Origin of the sequence: Brachyspira pilosicoli, from assembly GCF_036997485.1 — a bacterium.
Lineage (GTDB): Bacteria > Spirochaetota > Brachyspiria > Brachyspirales > Brachyspiraceae > Brachyspira > Brachyspira pilosicoli_C.
This window is the reverse complement of the sequence record NZ_JAWLPU010000003.1, coordinates 419,415-442,500: the sequence shown is the minus strand read 5'-3', so window position 1 is coordinate 442,500 and position 23,086 is coordinate 419,415. Positions and strand designations below refer to the sequence as shown.

Genomic DNA, 23,086 nt, shown 5'->3' with positions numbered 1-23,086 from the left:
TTAAATCTCATTATATGAATTATCATTATTCATTTTATATAGTTTTATGTTTTCATTTTTTAGTATGCATTTCATAAGGTTTATATCAGAATCATCAAAACTATATGATAAATATACCGCTTTTACTTTTAATTGTAATTCTTTTTTATATGATATTATTTTATCTCTATCTTTATAAAAAATAGAAAGCAAATTGCCGTATTCTATGTCTTCATTAGATGATAAAAACTTAGCCTTTTTACCGTATATGTTAGTGTTATCGTTTTTATGAGCAATGCATATATTAGAATCTAATAGTTCATATTCTATGCATATAGTGTCAGTATTCCAATTATTAATATCATCTATATTTTTATAAAATGAAATTATATCCACTTTTTCTAATATAGGTTTTAATGCTCTTAAATGATTTTCTGTGAACTCATCTTTTAATATAGTATGAGAATCACAAAATTGTATTCTGTTTTCAAATATGGTTTTTAAAGTGTTGGTATCATATTTAAAAGTTTGATATATAGTTTTTGTATAATTTGTATATATCAAACTTTTCTCTAAACATTTATCTGTTAGTTTTAAAAAATCATTATAGCTAATTTTTTTGTTTGCAAGTAAACTATATGAAAGCAAAAATATACTGTAGCTTGCTAAACCATTATTCTCTAAATATTTTAAATAAGTTTCAACAATAGAAGAGTAATCATTTTTTAAGAAAAATAAAATAGCAATATTATTATAATAAATAAAATTGTCTTTATTTGTTTCTAACAGTTTTTTATAGTATTCTATAGCTTTATCATAATTTTTTGTATAGAAGTATGAATTAGCTATAATCTCATTATTTTCATTAACTATATTATTGTTTTCTTCAAATAAAGTTATTATTTTTGAATACTCTTTTTTATTATACAAAATATTTATAAGCTTATCATAATATTTATTGTTTTTTCTAACACATACAATTGCCTTATCATAATCTTCCAAATCTATATAAATATTAAAAAGCATATCTATATAATTTTCATTTATGTTATCAATATTTTTATTTAAATAATATGCTGCTGTTTCTTTTTCATCTTTGTTATAATAACAAATAGCTATTCCATAATAGGCCTCATCATTATCATTAATATCTATAGAAGATTTAAAATATTTTATAGCTTCATCATAGTCTTTTAAATTTAAATATGCATTAGCTAAATTATTATAGGCCTTGTAATACATATCATTTATTTCTATAGCCTTTTTAAAATATTCTATAGACTTATCATATTCTTCGTTTGATGAGTAGCAAAGCCCAATAAAATTATAAGCCTTATATGAATTAGCATTTCTTTCTATCACCTTATTAAAATATTCTATTGCTTCATAATAGTATTTTTTTGAATAATAACTAATTGCCAATTTATAATAATCTGTAAAAGAATCCAAATCAAACTTTCTTGCTTTATCAAAATATAATGCCGCTTTATCAAAGTTTTTTTTATTAAAAAATATTAATGCAAGATTATTATAAGCATTAGCATATTTAGGGTTAATTTCTATTGCTTTATTAAAATACTCTATTGCTTTGTCATAATCTTTTAGGTAAGAATATATTGCTCCTAATGTATTTGATATTTTATAAGAGCGGCTGTTGCTTTGCAAATATCTATTTAAACATTCTATCGCTTTATCATAATTGTCAATATTATAATAGCACATTCCAAGCATATCATAAGCTTTAAAAGTCATCTCATCCATACTTTTTGAGTTTTCAAAAAAGTTTATTGCTGCTTCATAATTTTTACTTCTATAATGATATAATGCTAAATTGTTATAAGCCTTATCATACTTAGGATTAATCTCTATTGCTTTATTAAAACATTCTATTGCTTTATCATGTTCATTTTTTTTGTAATAACTTATACCAAGCAAATTGTATGCTGTATAAGATTTTGGAAGTATTTTTAATGTTTCATAAAAGCATTCTATAGCTTTATCATAGTTTCCTATTGCATGATAGCTTATACCAAGCAAATTATAAGATTTGAATGTATTAATATCTACTCTTTTAGCTTCCTCAAAATATTTGATTGCATCATCAAATTTTTTTATCTCAACACACAATTGGCCTTTGTATAAATTAGCTCTATAATTCTTTGGTACTTTTTTTAGAATATTATCTAAAGCTTCCAAAGTTCCTTCATAATCTTCATTTTTTATATTATAGGATATATGATTTAAAATATTGTCCATAGAGTTTTGCATCTATAAAACCTCGAAATATATAAAATAATAATATGTTATATTGTACAGTATATATATATATTATGTCAACTAAAAATATTTTTTTATATGTATAAAATATCTAATAAACTATTGATTTATATGAAAAAATAGTATATAATTTTATGACTTTAATTTATAGCTACTATTTTTTAAATAGTTAAAGGAGCGAAGAAAAACTTTAATTTTATTGGGGGTAAAATTATGAAAAGAATTGTAATCATTTTTAGTTTAATACTGTGTGCTGGTAATTTAGAGACACATAGTTTCAATATTAATAATTATTCTTTTGTAACAAATAATTGGGTTAATTTAATACAAGACATTTCTAATCACTATAATCAAGATTTTTGGTTTATTAAAGATGTTTTCGATATATCTCAAAGCTATGATATAGATCCATTACTTATGATAGCATTAATAAAAATAGAAAGTGATTTTATACCGACTGCTTTGTCTAAGAAAAATGCTTACGGATACTGCCAAATTACTCCTATAGCAAATAAAGATGTTGATCCTACTCTTAATAGATATAATCATAGAGAAAACATCATACTTGGCACTAGGTTTATAGCTAAACTTTTAAATAGATTTAATGGCGATATAATACAGAGTCTTAGATATTATAATGCTGGAAGTAATTATGATGAAACAAAGCTTTCTTATTCTGAAGATATTAAAGAAGAATATGATATGCTTACATCGCTTTATGCAGCTAAAAAAGATACTTACGGTGATATATATAGAAAAGAGAGCTTTTAAAAAAATTAAAAACTCTCTTTGTTTTTTAACTATTAATTAAATTATCTTTTTAAATTTACAACAGTAGCTAGTAGATTATCGCTAGTTTGTACAGCTTTAGAGTTCATTTCATAAGCTCTCTGTGCAACTATCATATCTACCATTTCATCTACTACTTTAACATTAGACATTTCAACAAAGCCTTGATGTATTCTAGGGAAACCTTTAGAACCAGCCTCGCCTTCAAATGCAGGTCCGCTTGCTACAGTTTCTTTATATAAATTATCACCTATAGAGAGCAGTCCAGCCTGATTTATAAATCTATGCAATGTGATGTTTCCTAACTCAACAGGTTCATTTTCATCTCCTATTGTAACAGAAACAACTCCCTCTCTTGATATACTAATTTTTTCTACAAGGAAGTTTTCTGGAAAAATAATTTCAGGTACTAATTTGTATCCGTTAGAAGTAACAAGCTGACCATTAGCATCAACTTTAAAAGAACCATCTCTTGTGTATGATACGCTTCCATCAGGCATCAACACTTGGAAGAATCCCTCTCCCTCTAATGCTAAATCTAATTTATTTCCAGTAGCCTGCAATGAACCTTGGTCAAACATTTTTTGTGTAGCAGCACTTTTTACCCCCAAACCAGTTTGAAGTCCAACAGGTGTTACGGTATCTTCTGTTGCAGGAGTGCCCTGTATTTTTAAGTTTTGATATATTAAATCTTCAAAATCTGCTCTTACTTTTTTATATCCAATGGTGTTAACATTAGCAAGGTTGTTTGCTATTGTATCTGTTTTAAATTGCATACCATTCATACCGCTTGCAGCAGTCCATAAAGAACGTAACATATTTATTACTCCATTTATTGATGATATTATATTTTCGGTATATAGAAAATTCGCTTTATAACTTTTTAGCTATTATACGTTTTAAAATTTAATAAAAACTTTCAATTTTTTTTGACAAAACATAAAATCTTTAGTATAAATTAAAAAAGAGGATAAATCATGAAAACTTTTATGGATAAAGATTTTTTATTATATAATGAAACAGCAAAAATGCTTTTTCATAATTATGCTAATAAATGTTCTATATTTGACTATCATTGTCATTTAAACACAAAAGAAATTGCTGAAAATAAAAAATTTAATAATATAACTGAAATCTGGCTTTATGGAGATCATTATAAATGGAGAATGATGAGGGCTAATGGAATAGATGAAAAATTTATAACAGGAGATGCAAATGATTATGATAAATTTATTGCTTGGGTAAAAACCGTGCCTAATTTAATAGGCAACCCTTTATATCATTGGAGTCACTTGGAGCTTCAAAGGTATTTTGATATTTACGAAATTATTAATGAAGAAAATGCTAATATAATATGGGAAAAAGCTAATGAAAAGTTAGATAATATGACTATTAAAGATATTCTTAAAAAATTTAGGGTTCATACAATAGGTACTACTGACGACCCAATAGATAATTTAGAATATCATAAATTAATAAACGAAGGTAAAGCTCAAATAGGAAAAATTGACACAAAAATAATACCATCTTTTAGAGCTGATAAAGCTATAAATATTGATATGCCTGATTTTAGTGGTTATATAAAAAAGTTGGAAGAAGCAAGTAAAGTAAATATAAAAGATATAAAATCATTAATTGAAGCATTATATAAAAGAATAGATTATTTTAAGAGTTTAGGTTGTGTATCAAGCGACTGTTCATTATCTATAGTCCCGTTTAATTCAGATAGTGAAAAAAGCGTAGATAATATTTTAAAAAAAGCAATGAATAAAGAATTATTATCCAATGAAGATATAGAAAAATATAAAACGTATATTCTTATGAAATTAATAAAAAAATACAGAGAATCAAATTTAGTTATGCAATTACATATATCTGCCATTAGAAACAATAATGAAGTGATGTTCAAAAAATTAGGCGCTGATACGGGCTATGATTCTATAGGAGATTCTAATATTATAGAAAAATTATCATCACTATTAACAGCTGCTAATAATGAAGGCGGACTTCCAAAAATGATTTTTTATAGTCTTAACAATAAAGACTACTACCCTATTTCAACTCTTATGGGCTCTTTTCAAGATGGAAATATAAAAGGAAAAATGCAGCTTGGTTCTGCTTGGTGGTTTTGCGATAATAAAGAAGGAATTGAAGAACAAATAAAAATTCTTGCGAATACTGCTTCATTAGGTTTATTTGTTGGAATGCTTACCGATTCGAGAAGTTTTTTATCATATTCGAGACATGAATATTTTAGAAGAATACTATGCAATATAATAGGAGAATGGGTTGAAAAAGGAGAAATTCCTAATGATATTAAATATTTAGGAAATGTAATAGAAAATATATGCTTCAATAATGCCAATATTTACTTTAACAGCTAAATATGATAAATTAAACTACTGTAATACTAAATATAAACTTTTATTAAGATTTTTTATAAACAATAATAATAAAGAATATTTTATGGGATTTTTATGTTAGAAAAATACATACAAAATAAAATTGTACCTGTAGTAGTTGTAGAAAATGAAGAGGAGATAAGAAATATAGCTGAGCTTTGCTTAGAGTTTTTGCCTTCTATAGAATTAACACTTAGAACAGAATATAGTTACAAGGCTTTAGAGATATTAGCCAAAGACTATCCTACTCTTCCAAGAGCTGCTGCCACAGTTTTAAATACAGAACAAGTTGATAAAATACTTGATTTAGGTACAAATATAATAATTAGCCCAGGTTTTCAGCCTATAATGCTCGAATATGCTAAAAAGAAAAACTATTATTATATACCAGGTGCTGCAACTCCAGCCGAGGTTGAGCAATGCTTAGCTTACGGATATAAATATATAAAATTTTTCCATGCTGGTCTTTATGGAGGTATTGATTGGATAAAAAATATATCTCCTGTTTATCAGCATGCAGGAGTAAAATTCATGCCTTTAGGAGGAGTAAATATTGATAATGTAAAAGAATATCTTCAAAATAAAAATGTATTTGCATGCGGCGGCTCTTGGTTATGCCCTGTAAATTTGATTAAAGAAAAAAATTGGAAAGAAATTAGAAACAGATTTGAAGAGGCTTCCAAACTAATAAAAGATATAGCAAACTAATTATACATATTATACTTTCTAATACTAAATAATTTATAAAATATATAAATTAATAAAAATATTATTAATTCATCATTGTTTATTTTATAATAAAGTATAAAGAAAGAACATAATATTATACTTGACTTTTTTTAAAATATTAATAATATTTATACACAAATAAATTAAACTATACTATATTTTAAACATTGTGGATACTTTATTTACAGAAAAACTAAATCAGCTTTTATCCAATGTCTCTTTAATAGATATATTGAGAGATAGATATAAAGTTATATCAAGAGGCGGCAATCAGTATACCGTTCAATGCCCCTTTCATAAAGATGGTCAAGAGGCAAATCCTTCTATGTCTGTTGACGATTCTAAAGGTATATATAAATGTTTTACATGCGGTGCTAAAGGAAATATATTTACATACCTAAAAGAAAAAGAGGCTATGGATTTTAAAGAAGCTGTAAAATATCTTGGAAATAGATTTTCTATTGATACCAGCAATTTTTTCTCTCAAAAAAATAAACATAAAGACCAAATATTTGTAGAAAGCAAAAGAATAAATAAAATAGCTTGCAACTTCTTTGGTAAAAATCTTTTATTAAAAAATAATAATGGGGAATATTTTTATAAAGAGGCTATAGATTATCTAAAAAAAAGAAAAATACCATTCTCTATTATAAAGGAATTCAAAATAGGATATGCTCCTCCAAGCTGGAATGCTCTAATTAGAGCTTTAAATGAAAATAATATTACTACAAACAATATAAATGCATTAGGTTTAGCAAGCATAAGTAAAAATAATCCGAACCATTTTTATGACACATTTATAAATAGAATAATGTTTCCGATAATCAATGAAAAAGAGGAGATTATAGGCTTTGGCGGAAGAAGCATTGATGGAAAAGAGCCGAAATATTTAAACTCAAAAGAAAGTTTAATATTTAAGAAAAAATCTACTTTATATGGTATAAATGTAGCCAAAACACATATAATGAAAAAAGATGAAGTTATATTGGTAGAAGGCTATATGGACACTATTGCTTGCCACAAAATGAATATAAAAAATGTTGTTGGAAGCTTAGGTACTGCCATTACAGAAGAACATGCAAAAGAAATAAAAAAATATACCAACAATGTAGTTTTAGCTTTGGATAATGATGAAGCTGGGCAAAAAGCCACTAAAATGGCTATATTAACACTATTGAAGTTTGATTTAAAATTGACTATACTATTGATAGAAACAACTAAAGATTTAGATGAGTTTTTTACTATAAATAATGCTAATGGTTTTGATATACTATATAATAAAAAACTTGCTTGGTATGATTTTTTATTAAAAACATCAGCTAATAAAGATATAGCATTACTTAGTATAGAAGAAAAACTCTATATAGTAAAGTTGTTTTATAAGTATTTAGATGTTTTGAAAAGTGAGACAGAAAAACAAATGATAATTTCTCATGTTTCATCAGAACTTTCTATTGATAGAGATGCTTTCAATAGAGATTATTTAAAGACTTTAACTAATAAAGCTCAAAACACAAAAACTGTTTCTGCTTTACAAAAAAATGTAAAAGATAATAAATTTTACTATGAAAATAGTTTAATATATTTACTTGCTTTGAATCCATCTTTAATAAAAGAGGCAGAGAAAGAGATAGGTGTAGATCTTATTAAAAAAGATATCACAAGGGAATTTTATATAAGGCTCTTAACTCTTAATAAAGATGCAACAGCTGAAGATGCTCTAAACGTATTAGGAAACGAGCATATAGCTAATCAGATAAGAAGCAAGGAAAAACTGTATAGTGATAATATACAAGAAAAATTAGATGAGCTTATTGTAAAGATAAAAAGCGGGGATATAGACTATAGGAGAGAGGAAGTATTAAAAACTACAACGCTCCACAGTAATGAAGGATTTGAAGCTATATGTAATAAAGCCCGTGAAATACATTTACTAAATAAGCAAAAGGAAAAACTATATCAAGGAAGTGATTATGATGATTGAAGAGGATTGCGATCTTCTAATTAAAAATAATGAAAAAATTAGAAAATTGCTTGAAAAAGGAAACGCTAACAAATATCTTACATTCAAAGAGATTAATGCTGCCATAGACAATATGGATACTGATGTAATGGATATACTTTTTCAATTATTAAGTACAAGAAAGATTGCTATTGTCGAAGACAAGAGAGAGTTTGAAAGTCTTTCTAAAAATCAAAATAAAATTGATGATGCTGCAAGATTCATACATGTAGAAGATAAAGTTGGAAACAATGATGACCCTATAAGACTTTATCTTAAAGAGATAGGTAAAGTTGATTTGCTTACACATGATGATGAAGTGGAGTATTCTAAAAAGATAGAACTGGGAGAATCTGAAATAGAGTCCATTATATTAAACACTCATTTAGTTGTTGGAGAGGTTTTAAACACTATAAAATGTGTGCATAGCGGTAAGGTATCTATACATGAGATATTAGAACCGCCAAGAATATATAATGTTTCAACACAAGAAAAAAGAAAATTAGAGAGAAAATATAAAAACTTTGAAAAAGAATATGTTGATTTAGCAGAAAAATACTTAGCTTTAGATAAGAGAATAAAAAAAGCAACTACACAAAAAACTAAAAAAACTCTTACAAATGAGCAAAATGAGATAAAAGAAAATATAGTAAAACTGCTAAGCAAAGTAAAGCTTAATAGAATGGAAATCGATAGAATTGCAGAGAAGTTAAAGTTTTATTTGCATAGAATCAATCAGATAGAAGAGTATTTTGAAAAATTAGAAAAGAGATACGGTAAAGAGATAAGTGATTTTGAAAATTACTACAATGAAATTGAAAGCGGAAGCAAAAAGATATATACTAGACTTGTTGATGAGTTTAATATTACTCCGGAAGCTATAAAAGCAGTATTAACAAGTTTCCATAATTCTCAAGTTCGTATGGCTGATATTTATGATGAGGTTCGTACAGATAAAGAAACTTTAGTTGAATGGGTAAGAAAAATTGATTCTTCAAGACGAAAAATTGCTCAGGCAAAAGACCATATTGTTAAGGCTAATTTAAGGCTTGTTATATCTATAGCTAAAAAATACACTAACAGGGGACTTCATTTCTTTGATTTAGTACAGGAAGGAAATATTGGTCTTATTAAGGCAGTTGATAAATTTGAGTATAAAAAAGGATACAAATTTTCAACTTATGCAACTTGGTGGATTCGTCAGGCTATCACTCGTTCTATAAGCGATCAGGCAAGAACTATAAGAGTACCTGTCCATATGATAGAACAAATAAATAAAGTAACAAGAGTTTTAAGGCAGTATATGCAGCAATATGGAAGAGAGCCTTCTATACAGGAAATAGCAAGAGCTTTAAGCTGGCCTGAAAGCAGGGTAAAAAGTGTAAGAAATGTTGCAAAAGATCCTGTATCTTTGAATGCTCCTATTGGCGATGAAGAAGATACAATACTTGGAGAGCTTATTGAAGATAAAGAGTTTGAAAGCCCTCAAAATATCACTACTTTTAAAATATTAAGAAAACATATAGATTCTTTGCTTGATAATTTACCTGAAAGAGAGCAGAAAGTTATTAGAATGCGTTACGGCTTAGATGACGGGTATAACCACACTTTAGAAGAAGTTGGATATGTATTTAAAGTTACAAGAGAACGTATAAGACAGATTGAGGCTAAGGCAATAAGAAGATTAAGAGCCACTTCCAAAAAGAAAGAATTAAAAGAGTTCTTAGATTCTTAATATAAAAATTAAAAGGGAGCTTGTTATTATAAACATCTCCCTTTATTTTTTATTCTCATTTGTATTTTTGCATAATTAGAAATAAGCTATTAATATAAAAATATTTAAATGTTTCTAAGTTTTTACTGTAAAAAATAATTAAAAATTCTGCTACTAATTTTATAAATATTTATTAATATTATATATATAAAAATACAATTTGTAATTATTTTTTAAGCATATCATTGCCGAAAATAATTACAGAAAACTAATTTTTTGCTGGGAAATGTATGTCTGAAGAAATAAACAATAATAATGAAGAAGTAAATGCTGAAGCACCTAAAAAAGCTATCAAGAAAAAAGTGATTGTAAAATCTAAAGAAAAAATAAAAGATTTAGATTTATCAAAATATGGAACAAGAAGACAGGCAAGAATATATGCGGTTATGGCTTTGTATTCTTATGAAATAAATGAGAAAAAAGTAAGTATAAATGAACTTTTAAATTTTGAATATGATGATAAAAAAGCAGCTAATAATAGTTTTACTAAAGAGCTTGTTGAAGGCACTATAAACAATTTACAAAAAATAGACAGTATTATAGAAAAATATTCTAAAAACTGGAATATTTCAAGAATACAGTATGTAGATAAATCTATAATAAGAATGTCTATATATTCGCTTATATATTTAAAAGATATACCAAAATCTGTGATAATAGATGAGGCTGTAGAAATAGCTAAAATATTTGGTGATAAAGATTCTTATAAATTTGTTAATGGGATTTTAGATGCAATACAAGAAGAAGATATACAATAAAAAAATTGAAAAAAAACTTCAAAGTATACGAATCTTTGTATTTATATTGTCTATAGGAGCATTAGGCTTAATTTCTATAATATCTTTAAATGTAGCAATTAACCAAGGCAAAATAAAATTAAATCCAAGAATAGTAGATGAATATACCTTAGCTCAAGAATATTATAGAAAAAAAGATTATAATAAAGCAAAATCAATATTAAAAAAAGAAATAGCAACAACTATAGATCCAAAAAAAGAATATGAAGCAAATATTTTATTAGGCAAAATATATAATGATACAGAAAATTACGAAGAAGCTTTAAGGATATTTAGTTCTGTAAGTAATTCTTTATATTTTGACGAAGAATTAAAACATAATATAGGAATAACATATTTAAATATGGAGATGTATGATGATGCTTTAGTAACTTTAGAAGAGGCATTATCTATTAATTCAAATTACGTACCTACCCTACTTACTATAGGTAAATTTTATATGGATAGGGATTTACCTCGCTTAGCTAAAGGGTATTATGAAAGAGTACTCAAGCTTGAAGAGAATGACGAGGCCATGTTTAATGTTGGCATAATAGCTTTGAATGAAGGAATGCAAAGCTTAGCTTATGATACTTTAAGTAAATTAGTAAGAAAAAGCAATAATGAATATGCTGATATGGCTGCTAATGTTCTTGGGGATATATATGTTATAGCAGGAGATACAGACAGTGCTATAGAAATGTATTTGAAAAGTTTGGCTAATTCAAAAACACAGGTAGAATCGGTAAAAAGATTAGTAAAAGTATATGAACAAGTTGAAGATTATGATTCTATTAAAAAAGTATATGAGCAGATATTAAATCAGAATCCTAATGATATTGATACTATTATAGCTTTGGGAAATTTATACGAAGAAGAAAATGATTATGATAAGGCTATAAAATATTATTACAGACTATCTAAAATAAAAAATTATACTAATGCCTATGAGGCTATAGGGCTACTTGCAAATGCCTACTATAAGGGAAATCATTTAGAAGAGGCTGAAGATAATTATAAAAAGATAATTATGTTGGATAAAAAAGATGATTTATATAAAACAGCTTTAGAAAGACTCGGAGATATTACTTATAGGCAAAAAGCATTTACAACTTCATTGAAATATTATAAAGAGATATATACTATAGAAACTAATAAAGCAATATTTAAACCAAGATTAGGAGAATTAGAATTATATTATGGAAACTCAGACAGAGGAATTAAATTACTTGAAAACTCAATAAAAGAATCTGTGGGAAACGCTTTTCCTAGCAGGACTTTAGCTATATATTATGAAAGCATAGGTAATTACAACGAGGCTTTAAATTATTATAATTACACATTATCAAAATACCCAGATGACAGAGAAAGTTTGTATAGAGCTGGTATGCTATACTATAAAAATAGAGAATACAAAAAAGCAAATGAATCTTTATTAGTAGCAGCCAATGATGAAAATAACACTACATTTATAAGGGAAACTGCTTGGAAAACTTTGGCTACAATGATGGAAGAAATTCGCTCATATAATGAAGCAAGCTTATATTATAGGGCACTTGTAGAAATGTCTCCTAAAGTAGAAAATTATATGCTTTATGGTAATTATTGTTATAGAAGGCTTCAATATAATGATGCTATATATGCTTATAGTGAAGCTTTGTCTATAGCAGAAGATAAAAAAGAAATGTTTGATATTAATTTAGCTTTAGGTAAATGCTATTTTAGATTAAATGAATTGGACAATGCTGAAGAAAGTTATAGAAATGCTTTAAATTATAATGGAGGAGATAGTCAAGCTAAAGAAGGATTGAGACAAGTATTAAACAAAAAGAATAATTTTAATTTTTAATATATAATAAACCGCCATAAAAATATTTATAGCGGTTTAAATAATTAACTGTTAATGCATTTTCAAAAATAAAACTCATAGTAAATGCCAGAAAATATAGAAATCCATGAAAAACTCCATAAATTAATTTAATAACACTATTTACTTTATCTTTGAACCATTAATGCTCAGTTTTATTTAATTTGTTGCTTAATATGTGTAAATAATAAGTAATAAATATAAACAGCCCCATTATAGCAATATGGTCCATAAAGAAAAACATAGCTGGCTCATCATAATTAGTAAGCTTTGTAATTAAAAGCATTACATTGAGTAAATCTCTTTTTATAAATGAAACTATTCCATATATAGCTATTAATAAAGCGATTGTTATGCATATTTGTTTTTTTATATTTATAAATTTTTTACTCATATTTATAAATATACCCCAATGCATTCCTAAATGTGCAGACATAAATATAAATCCCCAGTAGCTGCAAATTACATGTAGTTTTTTATTAACTACCTTGATACTGCTAAGATTAAAAAATTCTACTATATCTTTATTAAATAATACACCAGTTATAATTAACCCAAGCATACATATAAAAAGCATAAAATTTATAAATGTATTAAATGATCTGGTTAAATTATATTTGCCCTTAAATAGATTTTTGCACCAATTAAAGTTTAATATATGATGAAGTATGAAAAATGCAAAAATCAAAAATCCTAAATATTCATGTATGGTACGGCCTGTTAGATTATATGCTAATAAAATGAAAAAAAGAACTGTCATTATTATATCTATAAATATTTTAATTATATTTTTCATCTATAATTTACCTCCTATTACAAAATTAGTTAATTTGTAAGTTACAAAGTAATTTTTTATTGAGATAATATAGCATGCTATTTACTTTATTAGACGAATTGAATGATTAAAAGTTTCTTATAATTTGTTTTTTTAATAAATTTTATATAAAAAATTATGCTTATTATATTAATTTATGATGAATATGTTTTTATTTATTTTGATATAGATAAAAAATAAATTTTATTTACATACCCGCCCTTTTTTATATTTTCTGATTAATTTCAAACTATGATTTTAATTTATTTTAATGCTAAATTATAAATTATAGCACCCGCCCAAGTATTAATTAAATTTGCACGTCAATTAACGCACGGTAAACAAAATTTGATTTTTTAGAAAAATTTTAATAATAATTTATTATTATTTATTGGCTTCACACTGTGTGCGTTCAAAATTATAAAAAAATAATCTATGTAAATTAAAATTAATTTTAACCTACATAGATTTTGGAGTAAAGTATGAATAAAAAATTAAATATATTAAAAAAATAAAGTTATTTACTTGGTTTAAAAAAGTTTAATCTCAAAGCATTAGTAACAACAGAAACAGAACTTAAACTCATAGCAAGAGCAGCAAATATAGGATTTAAAAGCAAATCCTTACCCATAATAGCAGTTAAAAATCCTCCTATAGAAGAAGCTATTAAAGGCTCTCTAAATACATGCAAAACTCCTGCTGCAATTGGTATACCTATTACATTGTAGCAAAAGGCCCAGAATAGATTTTGTTTTATATCTCTCATAGTAGCTTTGCTCAATTCTATGGCAGTCACAACATCGTTAGTGTTTGATTTTACTAATACTATATCAGCACTCTCAATTGCAACATCAGTACCGCTTCCAATAGCTATTCCAACATTCGCTTGGGTTAGGGCAGGGGCATCATTTATACCATCGCCTACCATAGCAACAGTAGAACCTTGTTCTTGAAGTTTTTTTACTTCATTAGATTTTTCTTCTGGAAGTACTTCTGCAAATACAATATCGATACCTGCTTCTTTTGCAACTGAGTTAGCTGTGTTTTTATTGTCGCCTGTTATCATTGCAGTTTTTATTCCAAGTTTATGAAGTCTATTTATTGCCTCAATGCTTTCTTTTTTTAATTTATCAGCACATGCAATTATTCCTAAAAGTTTATTATCATAAGCAACATACATAGGAGTCTTACCTTCTTTTGAAAGTTTATCCATATATGAATTATAATTTTCTATATTGATATTTTTTTTATTCATGAGTTTGTCATTACCCATTAAAACTTTTTTATTATCAATAAATACTTCTATACCGAAACCAGCTATAGCTTTAAAATTTTCTATATTAAGTAGTTTTATATTTTTTTCTTTTGCTTCTCTCACTATTGCCTCACCTAAAGGGTGTTCGCTTCCATTTTCAGCACTTGCCGCTATTAAAAGAAGTTTATCTTTATCATCAGAAATAATGTCAGTAACATAAGGCTTTCCCTCTGTAAGAGTGCCTGTCTTATCGAACATTACTGCATTTATTTTACCTGAAACTTCTAAAGCTTCAGCATTTTTAAAAAGTATTCCAAGCTCAGCACCTTTTCCAGTACCAACCATTATTGCAGTAGGTGTAGCAAGCCCTAAAGCACAAGGACAAGCTATAACAAGTACCGATACAAATACTGTTAAAGAGAATACGAAATTATGAAGAGCTATAAACCAAATTATCCCTGATATCAAAGCTATAGTTATTACTGCAGGTACAAAGTATGAAGAAACAACATCTGCAATATGTGCTATTGGAGCTTTTGAACCCTGAGCATCTTCCACAAGTTTTATAATCTGTGCTAATGCAGTATCAGCTCCTACCTTTTGAGCTTTAAATTTGAAACTTCCTGTTTTATTTATAGAAGCACCAACTACTTTATCTCCAACACTTTTTTCAACAGGTATGCTCTCCCCTGTAAGCATAGATTCATCAACACTGCTGTATCCTTCTATTATTTCTCCGTCAACAGGAATTTTTTCACCCGGACGAACTAACACTATATCATCAACTTTTACATCTGCAATTTTTATCTCTTTCTCTTCTCCGTCTTTTATTATAGTGGCAGTTTTAGGCTGAAGCCCCATAAGTTTTTTTATTGCCTCTCCTGTCTTTCCTTTGCTTCTTGCTTCTAAATATTTACCAAATTGTACTAATGTAATTATAACAGCAGCTGATTCATAGTAAAGATTATCTCCATGAGGATTAAGTCCTATAAATGCCAAAACAGTAGAATAAATACTATAACTGAATGCTGCAGTAGTTCCTATTGCCACAAGCGAATCCATATTAGGGCTTCCTCTGAAAAGCGCAGGAAAACCTAATGTGTAAAATTTATATCCTGATATCATAACAGGTACGCATAAAAATATTGCAACTATAGAAAAAACTTGAGGATTTAAATGATGCACCAAAAAACTAGGTATTGGAAATTTAACTAAACTTACCATAGGTGCCATTGATATATAAAACAAAGGTATGGAAAATATTGCTGATACTATAAGCCTTATTTTCTGCTCTTTTATCTCTCTTGCCTTTACAACTGCAGGGTCTTCCTCTTTGCCCAAAACTTGATATCCTGCTTTTACAATAACATTAACTATATCATCATATTTAATCTTCTTTTCATCATAATTAAACACTGCTTTTTCAGTAGCTATATTAACATTGGCTTCTTCAATGCCTTCTGTTTTTTTTAATGCTCTCTCTACTGCCCTTGAACATGCAGCACAGTGCATGCCTCCTATTTTTAAAGTCATTTTCATATATATAAACCCCTATATAAAACGTATTTTACTATTTTTTATAAAATGTTACAATAATCTAACAATATTATTATTATAATATATTTTTAATAAAATTCAAGTATGGTGTACGGGGGTATATTTAGAAAATGAGTTTTAGTTTATTTTTAGTAATCTAATTATAAACAATATATTTTACTAAAAAATATATATACCAACATATATCAAAGTACATATTCATTGACTTTTTAACAAAAACATAATAAAATATAATACTAATTATAAGAACAATATTTATTAATTTTGCAAATATATTTCCGATAATCTAATAACTGCAAAAATTATATGGAGGCGTTATATATGGCTGAAATAGAACAACAACCTATTGAAAATAATGAAAATAAGGTTGATGTAGAAAATAGTATTAACTTAGTTACTTTTAAATTAGGTAATAATGAATATGCTATAGACATTATGCAGGCTAAAGAAATTATTAAAATGGAAAAAATTACGCTTATACCTAATGCACCAGATTATGTTGAAGGCGTTATTAATCTTAGAGGAAATATTATACCAATAGTTGATCTAAAAAAGAGATTTAACTTAGAGGAAAATGAAGGTGAAAAGAATACTGGTATTATCATTGTAAAAATAGATGATGTAGACATGGGTATTATTATAGATGCAATCTCCAAAGTAGTATCTATTTCTACTTCTAATATACAGCCTCCTCCTCCTATGTTGTCTGGAATAGGTCAAAAATATATTAAAGGTGTAGCTAAATTAGAAGATAAATTATTAGTCGTTCTTGACTTGGAAAAACTAATAGTCGGCGATGATGACGATATGGAAGAAAATATAGAAAATTAAAATATCGCTGTTATCACTTTATTTTCACTTATTATAATATCTAATATTTCATCATTATCATCTTTAGGCAGTATAGGAAGAATTTGATAATCATAAGAAAGACCTATTCTTAAAGCATTCTTATTTTCTTTCAAAATATTATCGTAATAGCCTCTTCCGAATCCTATTCTATTACAATGTTCATCAAAAGCTAAAGCTGGTATTATAAACATAGATATATCTTCTATATTACAATCTTTGCAATATAAAAAAGGCTCTCCATTACCAAACCTTGTATTAAAATTAATATCCTTATTATAATCTTCTATATATTTTAATTTCATATTATGATTATCTATTATATATGGCACTGACACTTTAATATTTTTATTTAGCAGTTTTTCTATAATATTTTTTGTTGGAACTTCATTTGCGAAATCTATATATAAACAAACTTCTCTAAATTTATCTATATCCACTATACTAAAGAATTTAGCAGTAATTGCTGCAGCTCTACTCTCTATAAACTTGCTGTCTAACTTACTTCGTATAAGCTTTAATGATTTTCTTAAAATTTGTTTCTCTTCTTCTATAGCCACTTTAATTTTAATTATGATGAAAAATGCTCATCTTCATATTCTATCAATATTTCTTGTAATAATTTATCTCTTATAATCTGGTCAATAATCTTCTGTGAAGCCATACCTATATCTATAAATTGCACAGCAAACCCCTTAGGGAAATTAGGTCTTTCTGTACCATTATTTATAAAAACTACCTTAGCTTCTGTAAATAATTTAAAATCTCTAAAAGAAATAGTAAGGCCAAGCATTTCACCTTTATTTGGAATATTAATATCCGAACGAATATAAGCACCATTACCGCTAATAGATAATATATTTCTTTCCATAGTGCCGCGCATTTTATCTTTATACGCTATTATAACATTTAAAGGCCAATTAACTCTTGAATATTGTCTCCTCTGTGAACTGTCATTATTATTGACATACTGTAAAAGAATATCATTAATATGTCCCATTTCTGATTTATTATTAAAAACTATCGCATAAGGATATTTATCTTTATTAAAATTATCCTCAGCCTCTATAATCACTAACTTTATTTGAGGATTAATATCTTTTATTTTATCAGCAAAAAAACTAATACTATTTTCATCTTTTTCATTATATCTAATCATATAGAAATAAATATCTACATTATTTTTAATAATATATGACATAGATGAATGAGTATCTTTAAAAGTGCTTATATCAAAAGATGCTGAAAGCCCATTTTTATATTTTTCTATAATATTAGAATCGCTTTCTATTAATACAGCCTTTACTTTATCCATTCTTTGCTCCTTATATACATCTAAATTAACTATAACATATTTAAATATTTATACAATACTATTATAGTAAAATATTTCTCCTATTTCAAATAAATATTAGTATTATAATTTTTTATAATTATGTTATAATATATTTATAAAAATATCCTTTAAAAGGAGAATGTAAAATATATGCCGCATATTAATAAAACTGAAATAAGAATTATATACGCTGATACTGATCAAATGGGAATAGTTTATCATGCTAATTATCTTAAATTTTTTGAGATAGGAAGAACCGAACTTTTAAGAGAATTAGGTATTTCATATAAAGAAATGGAGGCTTATGGGCTATATTTACCTGTAAAAGAAGTTTTTATAGACTATAAAATATCAATAAAATACGATGATTTAATTGTGGTTCATACTTCTGTAGATAAATTAAAAAATGTATCATTAAAATTAAAATATGAAATTAGAAATAAAAACAACCCTGATATACTGCATACAACTGGATATACACTTCATCCTTTTATAAATAAAAATGGGGATATAGTTAAACCTGATGATTACCTATATAATATAATGGCTAAAGGGAAATAAAAAAGGAAAATAAAAAATATGATGAAATGGATTAATATAGTGCTTACTGTTTTGTCTTCTGCAAACATGGTTGGCGATATTATTAAAGGCAACAACTTAGAAAATAAAGCTAAAAATATATATAAAAGATTAGATGAAAGAGAAAAGCTTATATTTGAAAAAATTGATAATAAAATGAACTCATATATTTCTTATTTTAATGAAGAGATTAACTCATTGAAAATTGTTATAAAATTTCTACTCATAGTATCTTTTATATTTTTTATTTTATTTATATTATCATTGATATTTTTTATTATTGTTTTAAAATATAAAAAAATAATTTAAGGTTTAGAAATATGGCTAGTAAAAAAACATTAGTATGCTCTGTTATAACTAAAGAAGGACCTATTTTAAGATCTATAAAAATAGAACATATAGAAATTCCATCTGTAAATGGATATGTTTCTATATACGCAGACCACTGTCCGTATATTGTAAGTATATTGTATGGAGAACTTAGAATATATGATGAAGAAAACAAGTTAATAAATATGTATGTAGATGGGGGTATTGCTGAAGTAACTCAAAATGTGATAGCAGTGTTAGTAAAAATAGCTACATATCCAAAAGATATTGATGTTGAATCATTAAAAGAAAAAATAGACAAATTAAGTAAACAGATGACTATTAATGCTGAAGAAAAACGAAGAAATAATATAGAAATTGATAAGTATAAAAAACAAATAGAAATTGCAAGTAAATAAAATATTCTATTGATTTTTATTTATTAACCGATAATGAAGTTGACATATTTTTTATATTTTACTATAATCAATATGTGAATACAGTTTACAGATATTGAATATGCCAAAAATCGAAGATTTAGAAAGATTAGGAAGTTTAGCTTTTATAATAGGGAATAAAGAACTTCCAAAAGAATTATCACAACAAGACTATAACAATTTTAAGTCAGTATTTACAGATGAGTATATGGCGAATTCTAATCAAAATAATGATATGCCGTCTATAGATGATTTAGATAACTTAGATTTGCCTGATGACTTAAAAAGTCAAGATGATGAAAAAACAGATTTAGATAATTTGGATTTGCCTGAAAGTGTTGATGATTTAGACGACTTAGATTTGCCTGATGATTTAAAAAGTCAAGATAATGAAAAAACAGATTTAGATAATTTGGATTTGCCTGAAAGCGTTGATGATTTAGACGACTTAGATTTGCCTGATAATTTAGAAAATCAAGATGATGAAAAAACAGATTTAGATGATTTGGATTTACCTGAAAGCGTTGATGATTTAGATGACTTAGGTTTGCCTAATGATTTAGAAAGTCAAGATGATGAAAAAACAGATTTAGATAATTTGGATTTACCTAAAGACAAAGAATTAGAAAATAGGATTAATTCTGAAATTAGTAATTCTAATGGCAAATTAGACACCAATAATTTAGATGTTCCTATATTAGATGATTTACCTATGCCTGAAAGTTTGGCTGATTATGATGATGTTGATAATGCTATAGAAGAAAATATAATTGATAACGATGAAGATATTAGCATAGACGATTTACCTGGAATAGAAGATTTAGATGATGAATTAGAAGAAGAAATTGCTGATAAAAACAATGAAAATAATAGCAACTTAGATGATTTAGAAAATATATTAGATGACGACAGCAAAGATACTGACACTAAAGAGGAAGATACTGACAATTTAGATGATTTAGAAAATATATTAGATGATGACAGCAAAGATACTGACACTAAAGAAGAAGATACTGACAATTTAGATGATTTAGAAAATATATTAGATGACGACAGCAGCAAAGATGCTAACACTAAAGAAGAAGATACTGACAATTTAGATGATTTAGAAAATATATTAGATGACGACAGCAGTAAAGATAATAACACTAAAAAAGAAGATACTGACAATTTAGATGATTTAGATAACGTATTAGATAATGAAAATAAAGAAACTGATATAGAAAATACTGATAGTAACTTAATGGTTGGAAATGTTGCTGGTAATGTACGAATAGTAGAAGAAGAAAACTCTTTACCTTCTCCAGATTCTGCTGATAATTTACCTGAATCAAAATATGAAGATGTTGATAAAGATATAAATGATGATGAAGTTATAGACAATATAAAAAGATTATCCCCTATCACTAGACATCATGTTTTAGATGCTATATTAAATGAAAAACTCTCCAAAAATTCTATGCAAAAACTATTAAAAGCTTTAGAAAAAGGAGAATCTAATGAATATATAACAGATTTTATTAATAATGAATTAGGTTTAAGTATTTCAGATTCTAGGGGTGGATTATTAGATATTATACCTATACCTAACTCATTAAAAGAATATGCAAAAATAATAAGAATTGCAGCAATATTTTTAGTATTATTTGTTGGAATAGTATTATTTTCATATCAATTTATATATAAACCTGTTTTAGCTAACAAATATTTCAAAACTGGATTAGAAAATATATATAGCAGCCAATTTGATGAGGCAGAGAGAAATTTCGCTAAGGGTGACAGATTAACTCCTAAAAAAGTAAAATGGTATAATAAATATGCAAAAGAATATACTGATAGATTTGCATTCAGTTATGCTTTAAAAAAGTTAGAAACATCTGTAGACATTAACCCTAGAAATATTGATACGAGACTTTTATTTGGATACTACTATAGAACTAAGGGAGAAAAAGAACTATCAAAAGAAGATTATGATAGCGGTGAAGATTTATATAATAATTTAATGTCTTATACTGATAAAGAAAAAGATTTAAAAAGAATATATGATGATCTTGGTGTTCTTATGATAAGCAGAGCAAAAACTTTAGTAGAGCCTAATTATTATGATAATGCCTATGAAAATTACAGAGAGATGATAAATAGGTTTGGTGATAATGTTATACCAAGAAAAAGAGTAATGCTTATAAAAATATATCAGGATAATTATCAAGATGTTAAAGATTTGCAAAATCATATAAATAGATTAAAAAGCGGATATATAGATGATGAGGTTTATCCTAAATTAGCTAAATATTTATTAGATAAAGATGATTTCTATGGAGCAAGGAAATTGTTTGAAAAGTTATTATCAAAATACACAAATAATTTAGAATCTATTGTAGGATATGCAGATTATGAAGCAAGATTAAAACACTATGACAGAGCTAAAGAAATATTAATAAACTCAGCATTGCCTATATATAGTTCTAATCCTTATAATGTTGGAGAAGAATATGTATATAATATGCTTGGACAAATATATTATAATTTAAAAGAGTATGGAAGTGCTATTAATAATTTTAAATTAGCATTAGAAAAAAACAGCTTGTACCCAGATGCTAATTTTAATTTAGCTAACTTATATTTTTACCAGGATAATGATTATAAAAAGGCAAAAGAACATTACAAAATAGCTTATGATAATTTAGCTCCAGATTTAAGAAGTGATCAGCTGCTTTATAATTTATCTTGGATACATTATTTAGATGAAGAATATGATTTGGCTTTTCAGGGCTTTAATGATTTATTCTACAAAAACCCCGATAACAGCATTGTATCATATGCTTTAGGTAATTCACTTCTTCATTTGGACAGAGCAAATTTAGCTAATGGTTTTTATAGAAATGCTTTAAATAAAGCATTAGAGAGCAGAAGAGACAAATTAGAAATGCGTACAGAGAAGGATTTTATGTTTATTAGCTACTTAGCTAGTTTACATAACAACATAGGAGTATCTTATGCTTATAATTCTGTTGTAAGCAACCAAATAGAAAATGAGCAGATGGCTTTTAAGAACTTTGTAATTGCTAGCGAATATTTTGACCAGTTGAGAACATCTAATATAGATTTGGATATGAATGAAAAAAGAACTGTTACTATAGATAATCAAAATATTGGTGCTTCAAAATATAATATGATGGCTATACAAAGCAAGAGAAATTTAAAAGACAATGTTATAATTGATGATTATATTCCGAAAACTATGTTTAACTTAAACTAAAACTCTTATAAAATAATAGTAAAGCCTATGATGTTTTTTATTTAAAAATATCATAGGCCTTTTTATAATATTTATAATATTTATAATATAATTTTC

Annotated in this window: 18 protein-coding genes; 12 read left to right on the top strand and 6 right to left on the bottom strand. The window is 26.3% G+C overall.

Annotation, left to right across the window (positions count from 1 at the left end; all coding sequences use genetic code 11):
- Positions 1-2,247, bottom strand: coding sequence for a tetratricopeptide repeat protein (locus R4I97_RS09895; RefSeq protein ID WP_335784877.1), 2,247 nt, complete (start codon positions 2,245-2,247; stop codon positions 1-3).
- 222 nt (positions 2,248-2,469) lie between these two features.
- Between R4I97_RS09895 and R4I97_RS09890 the strand changes: the two genes are divergently transcribed.
- Positions 2,470-3,027: a lytic transglycosylase domain-containing protein gene (locus R4I97_RS09890; RefSeq protein ID WP_335784876.1), complete on the top strand. Its 558-nt coding sequence runs from the start codon at positions 2,470-2,472 to the stop codon at positions 3,025-3,027.
- A gap of 41 nt (positions 3,028-3,068) precedes the next feature.
- On the opposite strand, the gene flgG is transcribed toward R4I97_RS09890, so the two are convergent.
- Positions 3,069-3,863, bottom strand: coding sequence for a flagellar basal-body rod protein FlgG (flgG, locus tag R4I97_RS09885; protein ID WP_335784875.1), 795 nt, complete (start codon positions 3,861-3,863; stop codon positions 3,069-3,071).
- 159 nt (positions 3,864-4,022) lie between these two features.
- Here flgG and uxaC point away from each other — a divergent pair, with 159 nt between their 5' ends.
- From uxaC to R4I97_RS09855, 6 genes are all read left to right on the top strand, one after another.
- The gene (uxaC, locus tag R4I97_RS09880; protein WP_335784874.1) at positions 4,023-5,429 is read left to right on the top strand and encodes a glucuronate isomerase; all 1,407 of its coding nucleotides are present in this window, start codon (positions 4,023-4,025) and stop codon (positions 5,427-5,429) included.
- Between the two features lie 93 nt (positions 5,430-5,522).
- Positions 5,523-6,155: a bifunctional 4-hydroxy-2-oxoglutarate aldolase/2-dehydro-3-deoxy-phosphogluconate aldolase gene (locus tag R4I97_RS09875; RefSeq protein WP_335784873.1), complete on the top strand. Its 633-nt coding sequence runs from the start codon at positions 5,523-5,525 to the stop codon at positions 6,153-6,155.
- Positions 6,156-6,345: 190 nt separating this feature from the next.
- Positions 6,346-8,160, top strand: coding sequence for a DNA primase (gene dnaG, locus R4I97_RS09870; RefSeq protein ID WP_335784872.1), 1,815 nt, complete (start codon positions 6,346-6,348; stop codon positions 8,158-8,160).
- On the top strand, positions 8,150-9,913 hold the full coding sequence (rpoD, locus tag R4I97_RS09865; RefSeq protein WP_335784871.1) for an RNA polymerase sigma factor RpoD: 1,764 nt from the start codon (positions 8,150-8,152) through the stop codon (positions 9,911-9,913). The genes dnaG and rpoD overlap by 11 nt, the downstream gene beginning before the upstream one ends.
- A gap of 269 nt (positions 9,914-10,182) precedes the next feature.
- A complete protein-coding gene (gene nusB / locus R4I97_RS09860) occupies positions 10,183-10,710 on the top strand; it encodes a transcription antitermination factor NusB (protein ID WP_335784870.1) in 528 nt (175 codons plus the stop codon).
- Positions 10,682-12,577, top strand: coding sequence for a tetratricopeptide repeat protein (locus R4I97_RS09855; RefSeq protein WP_335784869.1), 1,896 nt, complete (start codon positions 10,682-10,684; stop codon positions 12,575-12,577). The genes nusB and R4I97_RS09855 overlap by 29 nt, the downstream gene beginning before the upstream one ends.
- 160 nt (positions 12,578-12,737) lie before the next feature.
- On the opposite strand, the gene R4I97_RS09850 is transcribed toward R4I97_RS09855, so the two are convergent.
- Both R4I97_RS09850 and R4I97_RS09845 read right to left on the bottom strand, forming a co-directional pair.
- Positions 12,738-13,391, bottom strand: coding sequence for a DUF4405 domain-containing protein (locus R4I97_RS09850; RefSeq protein ID WP_335784868.1), 654 nt, complete (start codon positions 13,389-13,391; stop codon positions 12,738-12,740).
- A 535-nt stretch (positions 13,392-13,926) separates the two neighbouring features.
- Positions 13,927-16,203, bottom strand: coding sequence for a heavy metal translocating P-type ATPase (locus R4I97_RS09845; RefSeq protein WP_335784867.1), 2,277 nt, complete (start codon positions 16,201-16,203; stop codon positions 13,927-13,929).
- 339 nt (positions 16,204-16,542) lie between these two features.
- On the opposite strand from R4I97_RS09845, the gene R4I97_RS09840 reads away from it, so the two are divergent.
- Entirely contained in the window at positions 16,543-17,052 is a 510-nt protein-coding gene (locus R4I97_RS09840; protein WP_335784866.1) for a chemotaxis protein CheW, read from the top strand.
- Here R4I97_RS09840 and R4I97_RS09835 read toward each other — a convergent pair.
- Entirely contained in the window at positions 17,049-17,630 is a 582-nt protein-coding gene (locus tag R4I97_RS09835) for a 5-formyltetrahydrofolate cyclo-ligase (protein WP_335784865.1), read from the bottom strand. The two genes, R4I97_RS09840 and R4I97_RS09835, sit on opposite strands and share 4 nt — an antisense overlap.
- An 11-nt stretch (positions 17,631-17,641) precedes the next feature.
- Positions 17,642-18,385, bottom strand: coding sequence for a PilZ domain-containing protein (locus tag R4I97_RS09830; protein WP_335784864.1), 744 nt, complete (start codon positions 18,383-18,385; stop codon positions 17,642-17,644).
- A 171-nt stretch (positions 18,386-18,556) separates the two neighbouring features.
- Between R4I97_RS09830 and R4I97_RS09825 the strand changes: the two genes are divergently transcribed.
- The 4 genes from R4I97_RS09825 (at position 18,557) to flcA (ending at position 22,990) form a co-directional block, all read left to right on the top strand.
- Positions 18,557-18,967 (top strand): thioesterase family protein, encoded by a 411-nt coding sequence (locus tag R4I97_RS09825; RefSeq protein WP_335784863.1) that lies wholly within the window; start codon positions 18,557-18,559, stop codon positions 18,965-18,967.
- 18 nt (positions 18,968-18,985) lie between these two features.
- Positions 18,986-19,294: a hypothetical protein gene (locus R4I97_RS09820; RefSeq protein ID WP_335784862.1), complete on the top strand. Its 309-nt coding sequence runs from the start codon at positions 18,986-18,988 to the stop codon at positions 19,292-19,294.
- Positions 19,295-19,305: 11 nt separating this feature from the next.
- On the top strand, positions 19,306-19,713 hold the full coding sequence (locus R4I97_RS09815; RefSeq protein ID WP_335784861.1) for a F0F1 ATP synthase subunit epsilon: 408 nt from the start codon (positions 19,306-19,308) through the stop codon (positions 19,711-19,713).
- Between the two features lie 100 nt (positions 19,714-19,813).
- Entirely contained in the window at positions 19,814-22,990 is a 3,177-nt protein-coding gene (flcA, locus tag R4I97_RS09810) for a periplasmic flagellar collar protein FlcA (RefSeq protein ID WP_335784860.1), read from the top strand.
- The last annotated feature ends 96 nt before the right edge of the window (positions 22,991-23,086 follow it).